Origin of the sequence: Nocardiopsis flavescens (assembly GCF_900141985.1) — a bacterium.
In the GTDB taxonomy this organism is placed as follows: domain Bacteria; phylum Actinomycetota; class Actinomycetes; order Streptosporangiales; family Streptosporangiaceae; genus Nocardiopsis; species Nocardiopsis flavescens.
This window is the reverse complement of record NZ_FQZK01000005.1, coordinates 109,714-126,887: the sequence shown is the minus strand read 5'-3', so window position 1 is coordinate 126,887 and position 17,174 is coordinate 109,714. Positions and strand designations below refer to the sequence as shown.

Sequence of the window (17,174 nt, the reverse complement as noted above, 5' to 3'; positions counted from 1 at the left end):
CTAAGACAGAGATTCCGACCGCCCCCTACGATGCCGTCCCCTTGCCAGCGAACCCCACCACGGTGAGGACCTCCCCCGACCGCCCCGACATGTGAAGGCCATGGCACCTTTGACCGCGCCCGCGCGGCACAACCTCCCTCGGCCGGGCACCGGCTTCGTGGGCCGCGAGCGGGACCTGAGCAGCCTGCTCCGCCTGCTGGAGTCGAGCCGTTCGGTGACGCTGTGCGGCACCGACGGGATCGGCAAGACCCGGCTGGCCCTGCGCGTGGCCGAGCAGTCCACCGCCTCCTTCCCCGACGGGGTGTGGGCCGCGGACCTGGCCGACACGCACACCGAGCTGGAGGTCCACGCCCGGGTGGCGCACGCGGTGGGCGTGGTGGAGGAGCCGGGGCAGCCGCTGGGGACGACCGTGGCCGAGGCGCTGCGCGACCGGCGGCTGCTGCTGGTGCTGGACGGCTGCGACCACGTCGCGGACGCGGTGACCCGGATCGGCGAGACCCTGCTGGCCTCCTGCCCGGGGGTGTCGATCCTGCTCACCGCCCTGGACCCGCTCCGGCTGCCGGGCGGGACCGTGTGGCGGATGACGCCCATGGCGCTGCCGGTGGCCTCGCGCAACGGCCCTCCCCCGGACCCCGCCGACTCCGAGGCGGTGCGGCTGTTCCTGGACAGGGCCCGCATCCGCGACCAGCGCTTCGACCCGTCCCGGCCGGAGCTGGAGACCGTGGCGGTGCTCTGCGACCTGGCGGGCGGCGTACCGCTGGGCATCGAGGTCCTCGGTGGGAGCGCTCCGGGCGCCGGTCCCGACACCCTGGCCCGGGGGCTGCGCGAGCACCTGGCCTCGCCCGAGTTCCAGCCGGGCCCGGGGCAGGCGGTGGCGCGCAGCGACGTGCTGCCGGTCGTGCTCGACTTCGTGTACCGGGCGCTGCCCGCACCGGAGCGGATCCTGCTGCGCCGGCTGTCGGTGTTCCGCGGCTGGGACGTGGAGACGGCCGAGCAGGTGTGCGCCGACGGCGGCCTGGCCCGGGAGCAGGTGCTGGACCTGATGGCCTCGCTGCTGGACCGGTCGCTGATCACCGTCACCGGGGAGTTCGAGGGGCGGCTGCGGTACCGGCTGCCCGAGGCGGTGCGCGGGTTCGCCGCCGACCGGCTGGCCGAGGCCGGTGAGGACGTCCTGTTCCGGGAGCGGCTGCTGGAGCGGATGATCCTGCTGACCGAGGACCTGGGGCGCCGGCTGGAGTCCAGCCGGTCCATGCCCTGGAGCGAGCGCGACGCCGGACGGCGCCGGGTGCTCGCCGAGTACGACACGCTGCGCTCCCTGCTGCGCTGGACGCACCGGGAGGGGCGGGCCGAGCAGGGGCTGCGGCTGGCGTCGAGCCTGGCCGCGTACTGGGTGAGCCACCAGGACTACTCCGAGGGCGCCCACCTCATGGACCTGCTGCTGGCGCTGGAGGACGCGGAGAAGGCGCCCTCGCGGGCGCGCGCCCTGGTGGGCCGGGCCCAGCTGGCGCGGGTGCGCCGCGACCACGCGCTGGCGCTGTCCCTGGGCGAGGAGGGGCTGCGGCTGTGCCGGGAGTCCGGCGACGAGATGTTCGTGCGCACCGCCCTCAACCTGCTGGCCCTGGTGGAGGTGCGCGAACGCGTGCCCGACCGGGCGGCGGTGCGGGTGGAGGAGGCCCTGCGGCTGTGCCGGGAGTCCGGCGACCTGTGGGGCGAGGCGATCGCCCTGGGCACCCGGGGGGCGCTGGCCGCCCAGCAGGGCGACCACCAGACCGCCGACCAGCACTACAACGCGGCGCTCACGCTGCTGCGCGGGATCGACCACCGCTGGGGCGTGGGGGTCACCCTCATCGGGCAGGCCCGTGCCGCCGAACTGGGCGGCGACCTGGTGACCGCGGACCGGTGCTACCGGGAGGCGCTGGACACCCAGCGGCTGATCGGCGCCCCCGCCGAGGAGGCCCGCTGCCTGGCCGGGATCGGCCGGGTGGCGTACGCGCAGGAGCGGGTGGAGCAGGCCTGCGACTACCTGAGCGAGGGGCTCCTGCTGAGCCACGCGGCCGGGCAGCGCGCCGAGGTCGGGCGGGCGCTGGTCGCGATCGCCAGGGTCGCCTTCGCGGTGGGGATGCGCGACGGGGCCTGCGGGATCGCCGGGGCGGCCGTGCAGATGCGCGAGCAGCTAGGCCTGTCGGTCCCCGAGGCCCCGTGGCCGTTCGGCGACGAGGAGAAGACCCGGCGGCGCAGGAAGCGCCTGGTCACGCTGTGGGAGGAGGGGCGCCGGATGAGCACCGCGGAGGCGGTGCGCGAGGCCGAGCGCCTGGCCGAGGAGGTGCGCCGGCCGCCGTCGCGGCGCAGCGCGTCCTCCGGGGGCTCCCCGCGCGGGACGGCCGCCCGGGCGTCCCGTCCGGCGCGCAGACCCGCGGCGCCGCTCCCGCCCCCGCCGCTGACCCCGCCGCAGGACCGGCTGACCCGCCGCGAACTGGAGGTGGCCCGCCTGGTGAGCAAGGGGCGGAGCAACCCGGAGATCGCCCGCGTGTTGTTCATCAGCCCCGCCACGGCGGCCCGGCACATCGCCAACATCAACCGCAAGATGGGCTTCCACTCGCGCGCCCAGATCGCGGCATGGATCCAGAGCCATGGTGACCGGGACTGACGGTTCCCGCCGAAACCCCCACGAAGGGGGCGTGGATTTCCCCTGCACATGGAATCTACATATGCATCTGCATAGCAATATGCATGTGCATCCGACCGTGAACGCGCTAGGCTTCCAGCCATGGGACGCCAGCGGTCGCGGCACCTCGGTGACGCGGACGCGAGCGGTCCCACAGCGGCCGTCGAGCCCGGGCCGAACCCCCGGGTTCACGGCGGACCGTCAGTCCCGGGAGGATTCCCGGGGCCGGTGGGAACCCGCGCCGGCGCGAGGTGGAACCTGGGGAGGGACCTCGCTCGGACCGGTCGGTGCGGCGCCGCCGGGCTCGCCACGTGGAGGGGGCGTGACGAGCCCGGACGGCGGTACCACCGCGACCAGGGCGAACTGGGGGAAACCATGGGGGTAGGACTGTCTTCTGGAACCGGACGACCGGGGCGCAACCTGCCGCGCCGGGACGACCCCATCGGCTCGCTGACCGGCGGCCTGTGCGAGCGCCTGCGGCTGCGCCAGGGGCGCGGCGGCAGCATCCGCGGTGAGGGGTCGCGCGTGGACGCGCTGGCCTTCGCCGCGACGGTGGAACGCGCCGCCGCCGGGCTGAGCCGCCGGGGCCTGTGCCTGGGCGACGTGGTGGGCGTGCTGGCACCGGTCTCGCCCGAACGGTTCCTGGGCACCTACACCGTGATGGCGGTGGGCGGGCGCGCCCTGCCCCTGTCCCCGTTCTCGGAGCCGGACGTGCAGTGCGCCGCCCTGACCGAGACCGATGCCCGCCTGCTCGTGGTGAGCGCCGACCTGGTCCCGGTCGCGCTGGAACTGGCCGACCGCTCCCGGGTGCGGCAGGTGATCGCGTTCGGCGACGCCCTGGGGACGACGTCGTTCGAGGACCTGCTCCGGCCCAGCCCGGACGGCACCGGCTACAGCCCCTCGCGGGGGCTGTTCGACAACGGCATCCTGGGCTACGAGGAGACCGGGGCCGGCCTGCTGACGACGCTGTACCCGCACAGCGACCTCATGGCGCGGTTCGTGGCGCTGCGCGAGCGGCTGTCGCTGACCGCCGAGGACGTGGTGTACGTGGACGAGCACGGCGAGGAGGCCACCCGGGCGGCCCTGGTGGCGCTGGCGCTGTGGACCGGGGCCTGTGTGGTGGCGGGGACGGACTGCCCGGCTCCCGAGGGCCGCCGGGTGACGGTGCGCTGCGCCCCCGAGCCCGAGCGGGTCGCCGCTCCGGGCCCGCACGCCTGAGCCGGGCCCCTCCGCGCACCCGCGGCCCGCGTCCGGGATCCGCCGACCGGTCGTGCGGGAGCGCCCGTCCCGAGCACGGGGCGGCCCACCTGAAGCACGCTCGCCCCACAGGGGCGGGTCGAGACGCGTGGTCGCACGTGCCGCTCCGGCACACCCGCGACCGGAGCACGGGCATGCGGGCCCGCCCGTATCCGCCGCACCGGCCCACCAGAAGCGCGTCCGCCCCCGGAGAGGTGTCGAAACGCGTGGTCGCGCGTGCCGCTCCGGCACACCCGCGACCGGAGCACGGGCATGCGGGCCCGCCCGTATCCGCCGCACCGGCCCACCAGAAGCGCGTCCGCCCCACGGGGGATCAGAGGTCGGTGGTCGCACGGCACCGCTCGGACAGGGACGCCCTCAGAGCGCGGTGTCGGCCAGGGACAGGCCGGGCCGGGGGTCCTCGATCTCGAACCAGGCGACGTGGGTGGCCTCGCTCCAGTACTCGCCGCTGCGGGTGGCGCAGCTGTCCACGATGAGCTTGCCGCGGCCGAAGTCGTCGCCGTCCTCGCGGCTGTGCCCGCCCTCTCCCGCGCGCTCGCCCTGGTCGGCGACGGCGACCCGCAGGCGGGTGCCGTCGGAGCGGATGAACAGCGTCATGACGCCCCCGCTCTGGCCGGAGCGGGAGTGCAGCAGGGCATTGGTCGCCAGCTCGCTGACGGCCAGCTCGGCGTCGTCCAGGACGGTCTCGGAGTGACCCATGCGGGCGAGGAAGTCGCGGACGCGGGCGCGGACGGAGCGGACCGCGGTCAGGTTGCCCGCACAGCTCCACACGGTGTGGTCGGTGGCGCCGCCGGTGAGGTCGCCGTCCTCGATCGTCGCGGGCGCCGCGCTCTCGGGTACCTCCGCGGGCACGTATTCCCGGAGTTGCCTCGCCTCAGCCATCCGGTCACTCCAATCACCCGCGCGGGCGCGCGGGTTGCGCCGCCTGCACTCACCTTAGACAAGGGTGTGCCGACTCCAGAACAGCACACCCTCCTTCGCCGCACCTGGGATTGGCCACAAAACCCCGTCACGTGTCCTCCCCGATGCAGACAAAGGAAACAGTCCGGACCTCAGGCGAACCCATGTGACATGCAACACGTTGGCAATGACCAGGAGCGGGGCCGCCGACCAGGGGAGGGGGACTCCAGTGAATCCCGCGAATCGACCATTAAATCAACGAACCTCATAAAACGGAAAATAATCTATTCAAACACCACGTTTTCGCCTCCACTCGACATCGATCGGGACACGACCCCGGTGCGCCCCGGCAGTGCGGGGAAGGGGTTCCGGACCCCCGGAACCACCCCCCGGAGCACAGCCCGGAGACCTCACCGAACCCGCCGCGACCAGGGGTTTCACCGCTTCCGTACCCACCTCGGCACAGCCGCGACCAAATGGTCACCCTCCGTGACAACGCATGCGGGAGGCGTTGTTTGACGCCCGTGAGAAGGGACAACAAGGTTCTGTCGACACCGTGCCGCCCTCTCTCGTCCCGCGCGCCCGGTGTCCGCCCCCGCCGTCCCCTACCCCCGTGAGGTGTCCCGTGTCGTCCCGTCCCGATCCCGCCCCCTCCTCCCCCAGCCGCCGGACCCTGCTCAAGGTGTCCGCGGCCGGAGCGGCCGTCGCCCCCGTCCTGGCCGCCTGCGGCGGCTCCGGGGGAGGCGGCGGAGGGGGCGGCGGCGAGCCCGTCCGGGGCGGCCGGCTGAGCGTGGGCGTGGCGGGCGGCGGTGTCAACGACACACTCGACGCGCACAACCCCACCGACAACGTCGACATCGCCCGCAACTTCGCGCTCTACGCCACCCTGGTCCGCTACGCCAGCGACGGCACCATCGAGAACTGCCTCGCCGACTCCCTGGAGCCCGACGAGGACGCCACCGAGTGGACCGTCGTCCTCAAGGACGGGCTGACCTTCCACGACGGCTCCCCCGTGACCGCCGACTCCGTGGTGTACTCCCTGCGCCGCATCCTGGACCCGGACGCCCCCCAGCGCGGGGCCGGGGACCTCACCGGGGTGGACGCCGAGGGGCTGGAGGCCGTCGACGGGCTCACCGTGCGCATCCCCTGCACCGAGCCGACCGTCACCCTGCCCGAGGCCCTCGCCGAGTACTACAACTGCGTCGTCCCGGAAGACTACGACCCGCGGGAACCGGTGGGCTGCGGCCCCTTCAAGGCGGTCGAGTTCGTGGCGGGCGAGTACAGCCTGTTCGAGCGGCACGAGGGCTACCACGAGGAGGGGCTCCCCTACGCGGACGAGCTGGAGATCGTGGACTTCCCCGACGACGACGCCCGGGTCAACGCGCTCAACAGCGGCAGCGTCGACATCATCACCCAGGTGCCGCACGTGCAGGTGCCGATCATCGAGGGCAACCCGGACCTGGACATCATGGAGTCCGAGACCGGCATGTGGCTGCCCTTCACCATGCGGGTCGACACCGCCCCCTTCGACGACGTGCGGGTGCGCCGGGCGTTCCGGCTCATCGTGGACCGCCAGGAGATGATCGACCAGGCCCTGGCCGGGTACGGGCAGGTGGGCAACGACATGTACGCCCGGATGGACCCCTCCTACCCCGAGGACCTCCCCCAGCGCGAGCAGGACATCGCCGAGGCGAAGCGGCTGCTCGCCGAGGCCGGGCACGGGGACGGCCTGGAGGTGGAGCTGGTCACCTCCGACATCAGCGCGGGCGTGGTCGCCGCCGCCGAGGTCTTCCAGGAGCAGGCCCGCGAGGCCGGGGTGACCGTGAACCTGCGCCGCGTCAACCCCAGCGAGTACTGGAACGAGGAGGAGGGCTTCCCCTACCCCTTCGGCCAGGACTTCTGGAGCGCCCGCCCCTACATCACCCAGGCCGCCCAGGGGTCGGTGGTGGGCGCCCCCTACAACGAGACCATGTGGGGCGAGCACGAGGAGTGGCTCGGCCACCTGGAGGAGGCCCGCCGCACCGCCGACCTCGACGCGCGCAACGAGCTGATCCGCGAGGCCCAGGAGATCGAGTACGAGGAGGGCGGCTACATCGTCTGGGGCTTCGTCAACCTGCTCGACGCCCACCACGCGTCCGTGGGCGGGCTGGAGCCGGCCGTCTCCGGGCACCCGCTCGGGTCCTACGCCTTCCGGAACTTCTGGAAGGACGCGTGATGTTCCGGCTCGTCGCCGTTCGCCTGTTCTTCGGGCTGCTCACCCTGTGGGCGGTGTCCGTGGCGGTGTTCGCCGCCACCCAGGCCCTGCCCGGTGACGCCGCCCTGATGATCCTGGGCCGCGACGCCACCGAGGCGCGGGTCGCGGCGCTGCGCGAGCAGCTGCACCTCGACCAGCCCCTGGTCGTGCAGTACGCGCAGTGGCTCCAGGGGGTCGTCCGGGGCGACCTGGGGATCTCCTACTCCAACCGGTCCCCCGTGACGGAGGTGCTGAACGGCCCCATCGGGGCGTCGCTGACGCTGATGGGCCTGGCCGCGCTGGCCGCCGCGCCGCTGGCCCTGGCCGTGGGCGCGTTCAGCGCGCTGCGCCGGGACCGGGCGTTCGACCACACCGCGTCCCTGGGGACCCTGGTGACGGCCGCCGTCCCCGAGTTCGTCGTCGGCATCCTGCTGATCCTGGCACTGGGACCGGGCGGACTGGACCTCTTCCCGTCGGTGTACTCGCGCAACGGCGGCCCCGAGCAGTGGGTACTGCCGGTGCTGACCCTGGCCTTCGCGGTCGCCCCGCCGATCGTGCGCATGATGCGGGCGACCATGATCGAGGTCCTGGAGAGCGAGTACGTGCAGCAGGCGCGGCTCAAGGGGCTGGACGAGCGGACGGTGCTGGTGCGCCACGCCCTGCCCAACGCCGTCGGCCCGGTCGCCCAGGTGGTGGCCCTCCAGCTGGCGTGGCTGGCGGGCGGCGTGGTGGCCGTGGAGTTCCTGTTCAACTTCCCCGGCATCGGCAAGGTGCTCATGGACGCCATCGAGAACCGCGACGTGCCCCTGGTGCAGGCCGTGGTGCTGCTGATCGCCGGGGTGTACATCCTCGTCAACCTGGCCGCCGACGTGATCGGCCTGGCCGCCAACCCGAAGGTGAGGGTGACCCGATGAGCGCTCCCCCGATCGAGGACCTGGCCGCCGGAGCGGCCCGGGGGCGCCGCGGCGGCGGGCTGTTCCGCGCCGCCTGGGGCCACGGCCGGACCAGGGTGGGCGTGGTCCTGACCGCGCTCGTCGTCCTGGTCGCCGTGCTCGGCCCCCTCCTGGCGCCCTACAGCCCGACCGAGTTCGTGGCCCGCCCCTTCGAGACCGGGGTGGACGGCACCGTGTTCGGCGGGGACAACCGCGGGCGGGACGTGCTCACCCGGTTCCTGTGGGGCGGGTGGACGCTGCTGCTCCTGGCCGCCGCGTCGGCGGGGCTGGGCGTGCTGGCCGGGACGGTGGTCGGCGTGGTCGCCGGGTACCTGCGCGGCTGGGCGGACGAGGCCATCATGCGCGTCAACGACATGCTGCTGGCGTTCCCGCAGCTCATCGCGGCCCTGCTGGTGATGTCGATCATCGGGCCGCGGACATGGCTGATCGTGGCCGTCATCGCGGCGTCGCACATGCCCCGGGTGGCGCGGGTGATCCGCGAGGCCACCCGTGCCGTGGTCGAGCAGGACTACGTGAAGGCGGCGGAGGCCGTCGGACTGCCCCGGTGGCGGATCATGGCGTTCGAGATCCTGCCCAACGTGACCGGCCCGCTGCTGGTGGAGCTGGGCCTGCGGCTGACCTACTCGATCGGCGTGGTGGCGGTGCTGGGCTTCCTCGGGATGGGGTTGCAGCCGCCGACCGCCGACTGGGGCCTGATGATCAACGAGAACCGGCAGGGCATGCTCGTGCAGCCGTGGGCGGTCCTGCTGCCCGTGACCGCGATCGCGACCCTGACCATCGGCGCCAACCTCATCACCGACGGGCTGTCCCGGGCGGCGATCGGCATCGACCGGGGGGTCGGGAAATGACGGAGTCCGAGGAGACCGTGCTGGCGGTGGAGGGCCTGACCGTGATCGGCCGCCCCTCCGACGTGACGATCGTCGGCGACGTGTCGCTGACCGTGCGGCGCGGCGAGATCCTGGGCCTGGTGGGCGAGTCCGGTTCGGGCAAGACCACGGTGGGCCTGGCGCTGCTGGCGCACCGCAAGCGGGCCACGGAGATCACCGGGGGCCGGGTGGAGGTGTCCGGGCGGGAGCTGACGGCGCTGGACGAGCGGGGCGTGCGCGCCCTGCGCGGCCGGGCGGTCGCCTACATCCCGCAGTCGCCCGCCTCGGCGCTCAACCCGGCGCTGCGCCTGCGCGTCCAGCTGCGCGAGGCCCTACACGACGGCGCGGTGCCCCCGGAGGGGGCCGACGCCCGGGTGCGCGAGGTGCTGCGGGAGGTGGCGCTGCCCGACGACGCCGCCTTCCTGAGGCGGTACCCGCACCAGCTCTCGGGCGGGCAGCAGCAGCGGGTGGCGATCGCGATGGCGTTCGTGGGCCGCCCGGACGTGGTCGTCATGGACGAGCCCACCACCGGCCTGGACGTGACGACCCAGGCGCACGTGCTGGACACCGTGCGGCGGATGACCCGCGACTACGGGACCGCCGGGATCTACATCAGCCACGACATGGCGGTGGTCGCCCGGCTGGCCGACTCGGTCGCGGTCATGTACCGCGGCGGGCTGGTGGAGCACGGGCCGACCGCGCGGGTGCTGGCGTCGCCGAGGCACGAGTACACGCGGGCGCTGCTGGCGGCGGTGCCCCGGATGCGCACCGACGTGCCCGAGGCCGAGCGCGACGGGGAGCTGCTGCGGGTGTCGGGCCTGTCGGCCGGCTACGGGCGCACGCGGGTGCTGGAGGGCATCGACCTGTCGGTGGCCCGCGGGGAGTGCACGGCGCTGGTGGGCGAGTCGGGGTCGGGCAAAACGACGCTGGCGCGCACGGTGGCCGGCCTGCACCGGGGCGCCGCGGGCGAGGTGCTGTTCGACGGCGCGCCGCTGCCCCTGCCCGGCCGCCGGCGCACCGCCGAGCAGCGCCGCCGCGTCCAGTACGTGTTCCAGAACCCGTACGAGGCGCTCAACCCGCGCAAGCGGGTGCGGGACCTGGTCCTGGGCCCCTACACGCACCTGGTGGGCCGCCCCGCCGACCCCGACGGCGTGGTCTCGCTGGCGCTGGAGCGGGCCGCGCTCCCCGCCTCCTACGCCGACCGGTTCCCCGAGCAGCTCAGCGGCGGGGAGCGCCAGCGGGTGTGCATCGCCCGCGCGGTGGCGACCGGGCCCGACCTGCTGGTGTGCGACGAGGTCACCTCGGCCCTGGACGTGTCGGTGCAGGCGGAGATCGTGGCGCTGCTGCGCGGCCTCCAGGACGAGGGGATGGCGCTGCTGTTCGTCACCCACGACATCGCCCTGGTGTCGAACATCGCGCAGCGCGTGGCGGTGCTGGAGCAGGGCCGGATCGTGGAGTACGGGCCGGTGGGGCGGGTGATGTCGGAGCCGGACCACGCGTACACGCGGGCGCTGCTGGCCGACACCCCGGACTTCGCCCCGGAGGCGGGCGCCGCCGCCGGGTGACCCCGGGCCGGCGGGTCCGCCCGCCGGCCCGCCGTTCGCGGCGGGGGGCGCGGGGTGGTTCCCTGGTCGGGCCGGAACCGCACGGCCGTTCCCGGTTCCCGTGCCCGGCCCCCGTCTCCCCCGTCCCGAAAGGCGTCCGATGCCCCGTCTCCCCTTCTCCTCCCTCGCGGTCCCGGCCGCGGCCTGCCTGCTGTTCGCCACCGGCTGCTCCTCCCCGGAGGACGGCGCCGGGACCGGCGGCGAGGCCGCTCCCCCCGCCGAGTCCGCCGGCGCGGGCGCGCAGGAGTCGCCCGCGCAGGACGGCGCCGCGGCGGGCGAGGGGGCGGTGGACCTCGTCCTCTCCTACACCTCGGCGGAGTCCGCCGGCATCGGCCTGCACGGGCAGGGCGCAGGCCCCTCCGCGGGGGACGCCGCCTCGGAGTTCGGCTCCGACGTGCTGACGATGGACGACGCCACCTGCACCGGCACCGCCGAGCTGGTGGACTTCGAGGCGACCGACGAACTCGGCACCCTGGTCAGCGGACAGGTCGCCGCGGACGGCACCGGCTCCCTGTACATCGACCAGCCCGACAACGAAAGCCACCCGGGGTGGCTGAGCGTCTCCAACGGCTCCGGCCAGACCGGGACGTGGAGCCGGTCGGAGGACGTGGTCATGCTGACCGAGATCGCCATGAACACGGTGGACCTGGCCGGGACGGCCTCGCTGTCGGGCGAGGTCACCTGCACGGTGTTCGAGATCTTCTGACCCGGACCGCGGCCCCCGCTCAGCCCTCGGCGACGGGGACGCGGGGGCGGCGGGCGGTCATGGCCAGCAGGACGGCCAGCCCGGCGGCGGAGGTGCCGAACAGCAGCGCGCCCATCGGCACCGCCGTCGTCTCGTCCAGCCCCACCAGGGGGGCGACCACCGCGCCGCAGAGCGGGGACAGGGCGCCCAGCAGGGCGCTGGCGCTGCCCGCGCGGCGCTCCTGCCCGTCCATGGCCAGGGCGAACGAGCCGGTGAGGATCATGCCCATGCAGGTCATGTAGACGAAGATCGGAACGACGAGGGAGACCAGCGGCCCCTGGAGCAGGGTGGCGGCGAGCAGCACCCCGGTGGCCAGCACCGCGACCGAGACCGCGGCGACCAGGAGGCGGCGCTCGCCGAAGCGGGGCGAGAACCGGCCCACGGTCCAGCTGCCGCCGATGATGGCGATCCCGTTGATCCCGAAGAGCACCCCGAACACCTGCGGGGACACCCCGTGGAGCTCCTGGTAGACGAAGGGCGTCCCGGCGACGTAGGCGAAGCTCCCGCCGTGCAGCAGCCCGGTGACCAGCGCGTATCCCAGGAACACCCGGTCGCGCAGCAGCTCGCCGATGGTGCGCGCGGTGGCGCCCACGCTCCCGGGCGTGCGCCGCTCCCGGGGCAGTGTCTCGGGCAGGCGCAGGGCGGTGACGGCGACGATGGCGGCGCCCAGCAGCGCCAGGGCCCAGAACACGATCTCCCAGCCGGCGAAGGAGGGCCACAGCAGGGCACCGCCGACCACCGGCGCCACCAGCGGGGCCACGGCGTTGATCACCATCAGGAGGGCGAAGAAGCGGGTGAGCTCGTGTCCGTCGAACACGTCGCGCACGACCGCCCGGGAGAGCACCACCCCGGCCGAGGCGGTGAGCCCCTGGAGGAAGCGCCCCGCCACCAGCACCGCGATGTTCGGCGCCAGCGCGCACAGGGCCGACGACAGCACGAAGAGGCCCAGCGAGACCAGCAGCGGTCCCCGGCGGCCGTACGCGTCGCTGAGGGGGCCGACGACGAACTGGCCGAGCGCCAGCCCGACGAGGCAGGTGGTGAGGCTGAGCTGGACCTGGGAGGCCCGCGCGTCCAGGTCGGCGGAGATCTCCGGGAACGCGGGCAGGTACATGTCGATGTTGAGCGGCCCCAGCACGGCCAGCAGCCCCAGGAGGAGGGCCAGGGACAGGCGGGCGCGGCCCGTGGGGTTCCGCAGGGTCATCGGCGCTCTCTCGGGGGTGCGGGGACGGAAAAGCGCGGTCCGCGCCGCTAGCAGGCTAACCGGGACGGGATGCCGCGAAACCGCCCCCTGCCGTCATCTGACACCGATGTGTGCGAAACCGCGCGGCGGCCGGGCCGGGTTCAGGCACCCGCCCGCGCCTGGACCGCGGTGATGGCGACGGTGCTGACGATGTCCCGCACCGTGGCACCCCGGGAGAGGTCGTTGACCGGGCGGCGCAGCCCCTGGAGCACCGGTCCCACCGCGACCGCTCCGGCACTGCGCTGGACGCCCTTGTACAGGGTGTTGCCGGTGTTGAGGTCGGGGACGACGAACACCGTGGCGCGCCCGGCCACCGCGCTGTCGGGGAGCTTGGTGCGGGCCACCCCGGGGTCGACCGCCGCGTCGTACTGGATGGGGCCCTCGACGGGCAGGTCCGGGCGGCGGGCGCGGACCAGGTCGGTGGCGGTGCGGACCTTGTCCACGTCGGCGCCGCTGCCGGAGGCGCCGGTGGAGTAGGACAGCAGGGCCACCCGGGGGTCCACGCCGAAGCGGGCGGCGGTGTCGGCGGAGGCCGAGGCGATCTCGGCGAGCTGCTCGGCGGTGGGGTCGGGGACCACGGCGCAGTCCCCGTAGACGAGCACGCGGTCGGCCAGGCACATGAAGAACACGCTGGAGACCAGCGAGGTGCGCAGGATCTCGAAGGAGGGCCGGATGGTCTGGGCGGTGGTGTGCACCGCCCCGGACACCATGCCGTCCGCGTACCCCAGGTGGACCATGAGGGTGCCGAAGTAGGAGACCTCCCGCACGGTGTCGCGGGCGAGCTGCTCGGTGACGCCCTTGTGGGAGCGCAGTCGGGCGTACTCGGCCGCGAACTCGTCGCGCAGCGGCGAGGACTCCGGGTCGACCAGGTCGGCGGCGGTCACGTCCAGGCCCAGGTCGGCGGCGCGGGCCCGGATCTCCCGGGGGTCGCCGAGCAGGGTGAGGTCGGCGACGTCGCGGCGCAGCACCAGGTCGGCGGCGCGCAGCACCCGCTCCTCGGTCCCCTCGGCCAGGACGATGCGGCGGCGGTCCGCGCGGGCCCGCCCCAGCAGGGTGGACTCGAACATGAGCGGGGTGACGGTGTCGGTGCGGGCCACCTGGAGGCGTTCGAGCAGGGCGGGGCCGTCCACTCCGGAATCGAACGCGGCGACCGCGGACTCGACCTTGTGGTCGGGCAGCGGCGCTTTGCCGCCCCGGACGTCGGCGAGCAGGGTGGCCGCGGTGAAGGTGTCCAGGCCGGTGGCGATGACCGGCACCCGGACGTGCATGCCCGCGAGCAGCCGCCACACGGGTTCGGGCATGTCGGAGTCGGTGTCGCCGGTGAGGAACACCCCGGCGATCGCCGGGAAGTCCGGGGACAGGTGGGCGGCGATGAGCGCGGGCAGGACCGCGCCCGCGCGGTCGGCGGGGAGGATGACGGCGCTGTCGTCGCGCACCCGGTCCAGGATGTGCGGCAGGGACATGGCGGCGACCAGGAGGCCCGACACCTCGCGTCCGGTCCGCTTGTCCTCGCCGAACAGCAGCCGCCCGCCGCAGGCGCGCTGGAGGTCGCGGACGGTGGGCACGGTGAGGCCGGGGACCTCGGGCACCACCGACCAGGGTCCGGCGGCGCGCAGGTCCGCGGCGCGCTCGGGCTCGACCCGGCCCACGACGGTGCCCAGCAGGGCGGCGTGCTCGCGCTCCAGCTCGGCCTCGGCGACCGCGGCGGCGCCGCGGACCTGCTCCTCGGAGCGTCCGCGGCCCGAGAGCGACAGCAGGACGGGGGTGCCCAGGTTGGCGGCGACGCGGGCGTTGAACGCGAACTCCGTGGGGGTGACCACGTCCGTGTAGTCGGTGCCCACGACCACGACCGCGGCGCACTTGGCGGCCAGCGCCCCGTAGGCGGCGACGATCTCGGACATGGCCTGGTCGGGGTCGTCGTGGACCCGGTCGTAGACCACGCCGACGCACTCCTCGTAGGGGGCCGTGACGCCGAACCTGCGGCGGACCGTCTCCACCAGGGGGTCGCGCTCGCCCCCGCCCACGACCGGCCGGAACACCCCGAGGGAGTCGACCGTACCGGCCAGCAGCTCGGCCAGGCCGAGCGCCACCGGTCTCTTGTCGCCCTCGGCGTCGCTGGAGGCTATGTAGACACCGTGCACCGTCGCTGTCCCTTTCTCCGGGGTGGGGGGTCGGCGGGCGCCGGTCAGAAGAGCACCGACATGACCTCTCCGACCTGCTGGAACCCGACCCGCTGGTAGGCGGCCCGGGCCGGGGTGTTGAAGTCGTTGACGTACAGGGTGACCCGCGGGGCGATGTCGGCGCGCGCGTGCCCCACGACCGCGGCCATGCCCGGCGCGGAAAGGCCCTGCCCGCGCAGGTCGGGGTGGACCCACACGCCCTGGATCTGGCAGGCCTGCGGGGTGACGGCGCCGATCTCGGCCTTGAACACGACCCGGCCGTCCTCGATGCGGGCGAAGGCGCGGCCGGTGCGCACCAGCTCCTCGATGCGGGCGCGGTACAGGGCCCCGCCGTCGCCGGCGTCCGGCGGGACGCCGACCTCCTCGGTGAACATGGCCACGCAGGCGGGTACGAGGATGTCGAGTTCGGAGATCCGGACCCGGCGAACCCGCGGGTCGGCGGCGACGGCGGGCTCCCCGGCGATCTCCAGCACGGGCTGGCGGGCGCGGATGGCCCGGGCCGGGCCCCAGGCGGGGGCGACCTGCTGCCAGAAGTCGCCGACGGCGTCGACCGGGCCGACGATGGACGAGCAGCGGCGGCCCCGCCAGCGGGCGTGGTCGGCGAAGCTGCGGATCGCCGCGGGGCCGGCGTTGACAGGGACCAGGTTCGCCCCGGAGTAGCAGAGGGCGGCGAGGCGGCCGTGTTCGACGTGCCCCCACACCTCGGTCCCGTTGCCCGCGGAGATCCCCGCGGTCATCAGCCGTGAGGTGACGAACACGTTCCCCACCGGATCCGTGTCCAGGAGGGCGCGCACGGCCTCCCTGTCACGTTCGCCGAGAATCCTCACCGGTGAGGTCCGCAGCATCGCATCTCCCCCATCCGCCCGCCGTCGCCGCCGACCGCGGGATCAGGTCCGTTCGCGCCGCTTCCAGCCTATTCCACGCTCACCCGGACGTCCCGGGGCGATCCACCAGAGGTTCGCTCTGCGCGGTGCGCGGGGACGGCTCGGGGCGCGCCTGGCAGACGGCGTCGGGCCCGGTGCCGTCGGCGCGCTCGGGGAGCGTGCCCTCCAGCAGGTAGTCGCGGGCGATCTCATCGACGCAGACGTTGCCGGTGAGGGCGACACCGTGGGTGAGCCCGCCCTCCTCGATGACCAGGGACGCGCCGGTCAGGCGCTCGCGCAGCGCGTAGGAGCCCTCGACGGGGGTGGCCCCGTCCCCGGTGGCGTGCACGATGAGCGCGCCGCCCCGGTACGCGGGGTGCCGGTAGGGGCCGTCGCCGACCTGGAACCACGCGTCGGCGTCGGCGCCCCAGGTCGCACACGGGGCGTTGTACCAGATGTTGTGCCAGCCCATGAAGGGCGCGGAGTCGTGCACGTCCTCGGCGTCCTCGTGCCAGGTCTCCCGGTCCGCGGGCCAGGGGGCGTCGGTGCACTGGACGGCCAGGTAGGCGCCGTACCCCGTGTCGGTGGCGGCGTCGGGCATCTCTCCGTAGGACTCGTGGAGGCTCCTCAGCGCGGCGGAGTCGCCCCGGGTGATCCGGTCGGACAGGGCCGCGGCGACGGTGGGCCAGGAGGCCCCGCTGTAGGCGACAACGATGACGGAGCTCTCCAGTTCGGTGGGCCCGACCACGCCGCCGGCGGGGTCCTCCGCCAGCTCCGAGCGCAGCGCGTAGTAGGCCTTCTCGACGGTGTCGGGGTCGGCGCCCAGGCCGTAGGCGTCGTCGTGCCGGGCGACCCAGCCGAAGAAGCCGCGGGCCGACCGGTCCAGGGCCAGGCTCTGGCGCAGGTTGCTCTCGTACCAGGGGTTGTCGGGGTCGACGACGCTGTCGAGGACGAGCGCGCGCACCCGGTCGGGGTACAGGGCGGAGTAGACGGTGCCCAGGTAGCTGCCGTAGGAGTAGCCCAGGTAGTCGATCTCCTCCAGGTCCAGGCCGACCCGGATGGCGTCCATGTCGTGGGCGAGGTCCTCGGTGCGCATGTGGTCCAGCAGCGGGCCGGTGTTCTCCGCGCAGGAGCGGGCGTAGGCCTCGGCGTCGGCGTGCAGCGCCTCCTCGGCCGCGGCGTCCGCGGGGACGCCGTCCGGCCGCGGGGCGGTGAAGTGGGAGGGGTCGCAGGTGACCCTGGGCGTGGAGGCGCCCACCCCGCGCGGGTCGAAGGCGACCACGTCGTAGACCTCGCGCAGCTCGGGCGACATCCGCCGGTGCGTGTGGGAGGCCCACCGGCGCCCGGCGCTGCCCGGGCCGCCGGGGTTGACCAGCAGGGTGTGCTCGGCGGTGCCGGTGGCGGGCACGCGGGAGAGGGCGATCTCGACGGTCTCGCCGCCGCCGGGGGCGCCGTGCTCCAGGGGCACGGTGAGCGCGGCGCACTCCAGGGTCTCGTCGCCGACCGGCTCCAGGTCCTCGCAGGGCCCCCAGCGCAGGGCCTTCTGGTCGATCCGGGTGGCGGGGGCCGCCCCCGGGGCGTGTGCGGCGGCGGGCGCCGGGAGCGCCACCAGGGAGGCCGTCAGGACTCCCGACATCACGGTCAGAGCAGGTGCTCGCACGTGTCCAC

At 74.4% G+C, this 17,174-nt stretch carries 12 protein-coding genes; 7 read left to right on the top strand and 5 right to left on the bottom strand.

Features of this window, described 5'->3' with window-relative positions:
* Positions 1-100: 100 nt before the first annotated feature.
* Both BUE45_RS11190 and BUE45_RS11185 read left to right on the top strand, forming a co-directional pair.
* The gene (locus BUE45_RS11190; protein WP_245832993.1) at positions 101-2,647 is read left to right on the top strand and encodes a LuxR C-terminal-related transcriptional regulator; all 2,547 of its coding nucleotides are present in this window, start codon (positions 101-103) and stop codon (positions 2,645-2,647) included.
* 393 nt (positions 2,648-3,040) lie between these two features.
* Positions 3,041-3,883 (top strand): AMP-binding protein, encoded by an 843-nt coding sequence (locus tag BUE45_RS11185; protein WP_073378526.1) that lies wholly within the window; start codon positions 3,041-3,043, stop codon positions 3,881-3,883.
* Between the two features lie 396 nt (positions 3,884-4,279).
* On the opposite strand, the gene BUE45_RS11180 is transcribed toward BUE45_RS11185, so the two are convergent.
* On the bottom strand, positions 4,280-4,804 hold the full coding sequence (locus BUE45_RS11180) for an ATP-binding protein (protein WP_073378524.1): 525 nt from the start codon (positions 4,802-4,804) through the stop codon (positions 4,280-4,282).
* Positions 4,805-5,447: 643 nt separating this feature from the next.
* Between BUE45_RS11180 and BUE45_RS11175 the strand changes: the two genes are divergently transcribed.
* The 5 genes from BUE45_RS11175 (at position 5,448) to BUE45_RS11155 (ending at position 11,184) form a co-directional block, all read left to right on the top strand.
* On the top strand, positions 5,448-7,037 hold the full coding sequence (locus BUE45_RS11175) for an ABC transporter substrate-binding protein (RefSeq protein ID WP_245832990.1): 1,590 nt from the start codon (positions 5,448-5,450) through the stop codon (positions 7,035-7,037).
* On the top strand, positions 7,037-7,969 hold the full coding sequence (locus tag BUE45_RS11170; RefSeq protein WP_073378520.1) for an ABC transporter permease: 933 nt from the start codon (positions 7,037-7,039) through the stop codon (positions 7,967-7,969). The genes BUE45_RS11175 and BUE45_RS11170 overlap by 1 nt, the downstream gene beginning before the upstream one ends.
* The gene (locus BUE45_RS11165; RefSeq protein ID WP_073378518.1) at positions 7,966-8,856 is read left to right on the top strand and encodes an ABC transporter permease; all 891 of its coding nucleotides are present in this window, start codon (positions 7,966-7,968) and stop codon (positions 8,854-8,856) included. The genes BUE45_RS11170 and BUE45_RS11165 overlap by 4 nt, the downstream gene beginning before the upstream one ends.
* Positions 8,853-10,439 (top strand): ABC transporter ATP-binding protein, encoded by a 1,587-nt coding sequence (locus BUE45_RS11160; protein ID WP_073378516.1) that lies wholly within the window; start codon positions 8,853-8,855, stop codon positions 10,437-10,439. The genes BUE45_RS11165 and BUE45_RS11160 overlap by 4 nt, the downstream gene beginning before the upstream one ends.
* A gap of 139 nt (positions 10,440-10,578) precedes the next feature.
* Positions 10,579-11,184, top strand: a complete 606-nt coding sequence (locus tag BUE45_RS11155; protein WP_073378514.1) for a hypothetical protein — start codon at positions 10,579-10,581, stop codon at positions 11,182-11,184.
* Between the two features lie 19 nt (positions 11,185-11,203).
* Here the strand turns inward: BUE45_RS11155 and BUE45_RS11150 are convergent, their stop codons facing one another.
* The 4 genes from BUE45_RS11150 to BUE45_RS11135 form a co-directional block, all read right to left on the bottom strand.
* Complete coding sequence (locus BUE45_RS11150; RefSeq protein WP_073378513.1) at positions 11,204-12,424, bottom strand: multidrug effflux MFS transporter; 1,221 nt, start codon at positions 12,422-12,424, stop codon at positions 11,204-11,206.
* Positions 12,425-12,564: 140 nt separating this feature from the next.
* A complete protein-coding gene (pta, locus tag BUE45_RS11145) occupies positions 12,565-14,604 on the bottom strand; it encodes a phosphate acetyltransferase (RefSeq protein ID WP_073378511.1) in 2,040 nt (679 codons plus the stop codon).
* Between the two features lie 44 nt (positions 14,605-14,648).
* Entirely contained in the window at positions 14,649-15,488 is an 840-nt protein-coding gene (locus BUE45_RS11140; RefSeq protein ID WP_073378509.1) for a GNAT family N-acetyltransferase, read from the bottom strand.
* A 79-nt stretch (positions 15,489-15,567) separates the two neighbouring features.
* Positions 15,568-17,142, bottom strand: a complete 1,575-nt coding sequence (locus tag BUE45_RS11135) for an alpha/beta fold hydrolase (RefSeq protein WP_073378507.1) — start codon at positions 17,140-17,142, stop codon at positions 15,568-15,570.
* Positions 17,143-17,174 lie beyond the last annotated feature (32 nt).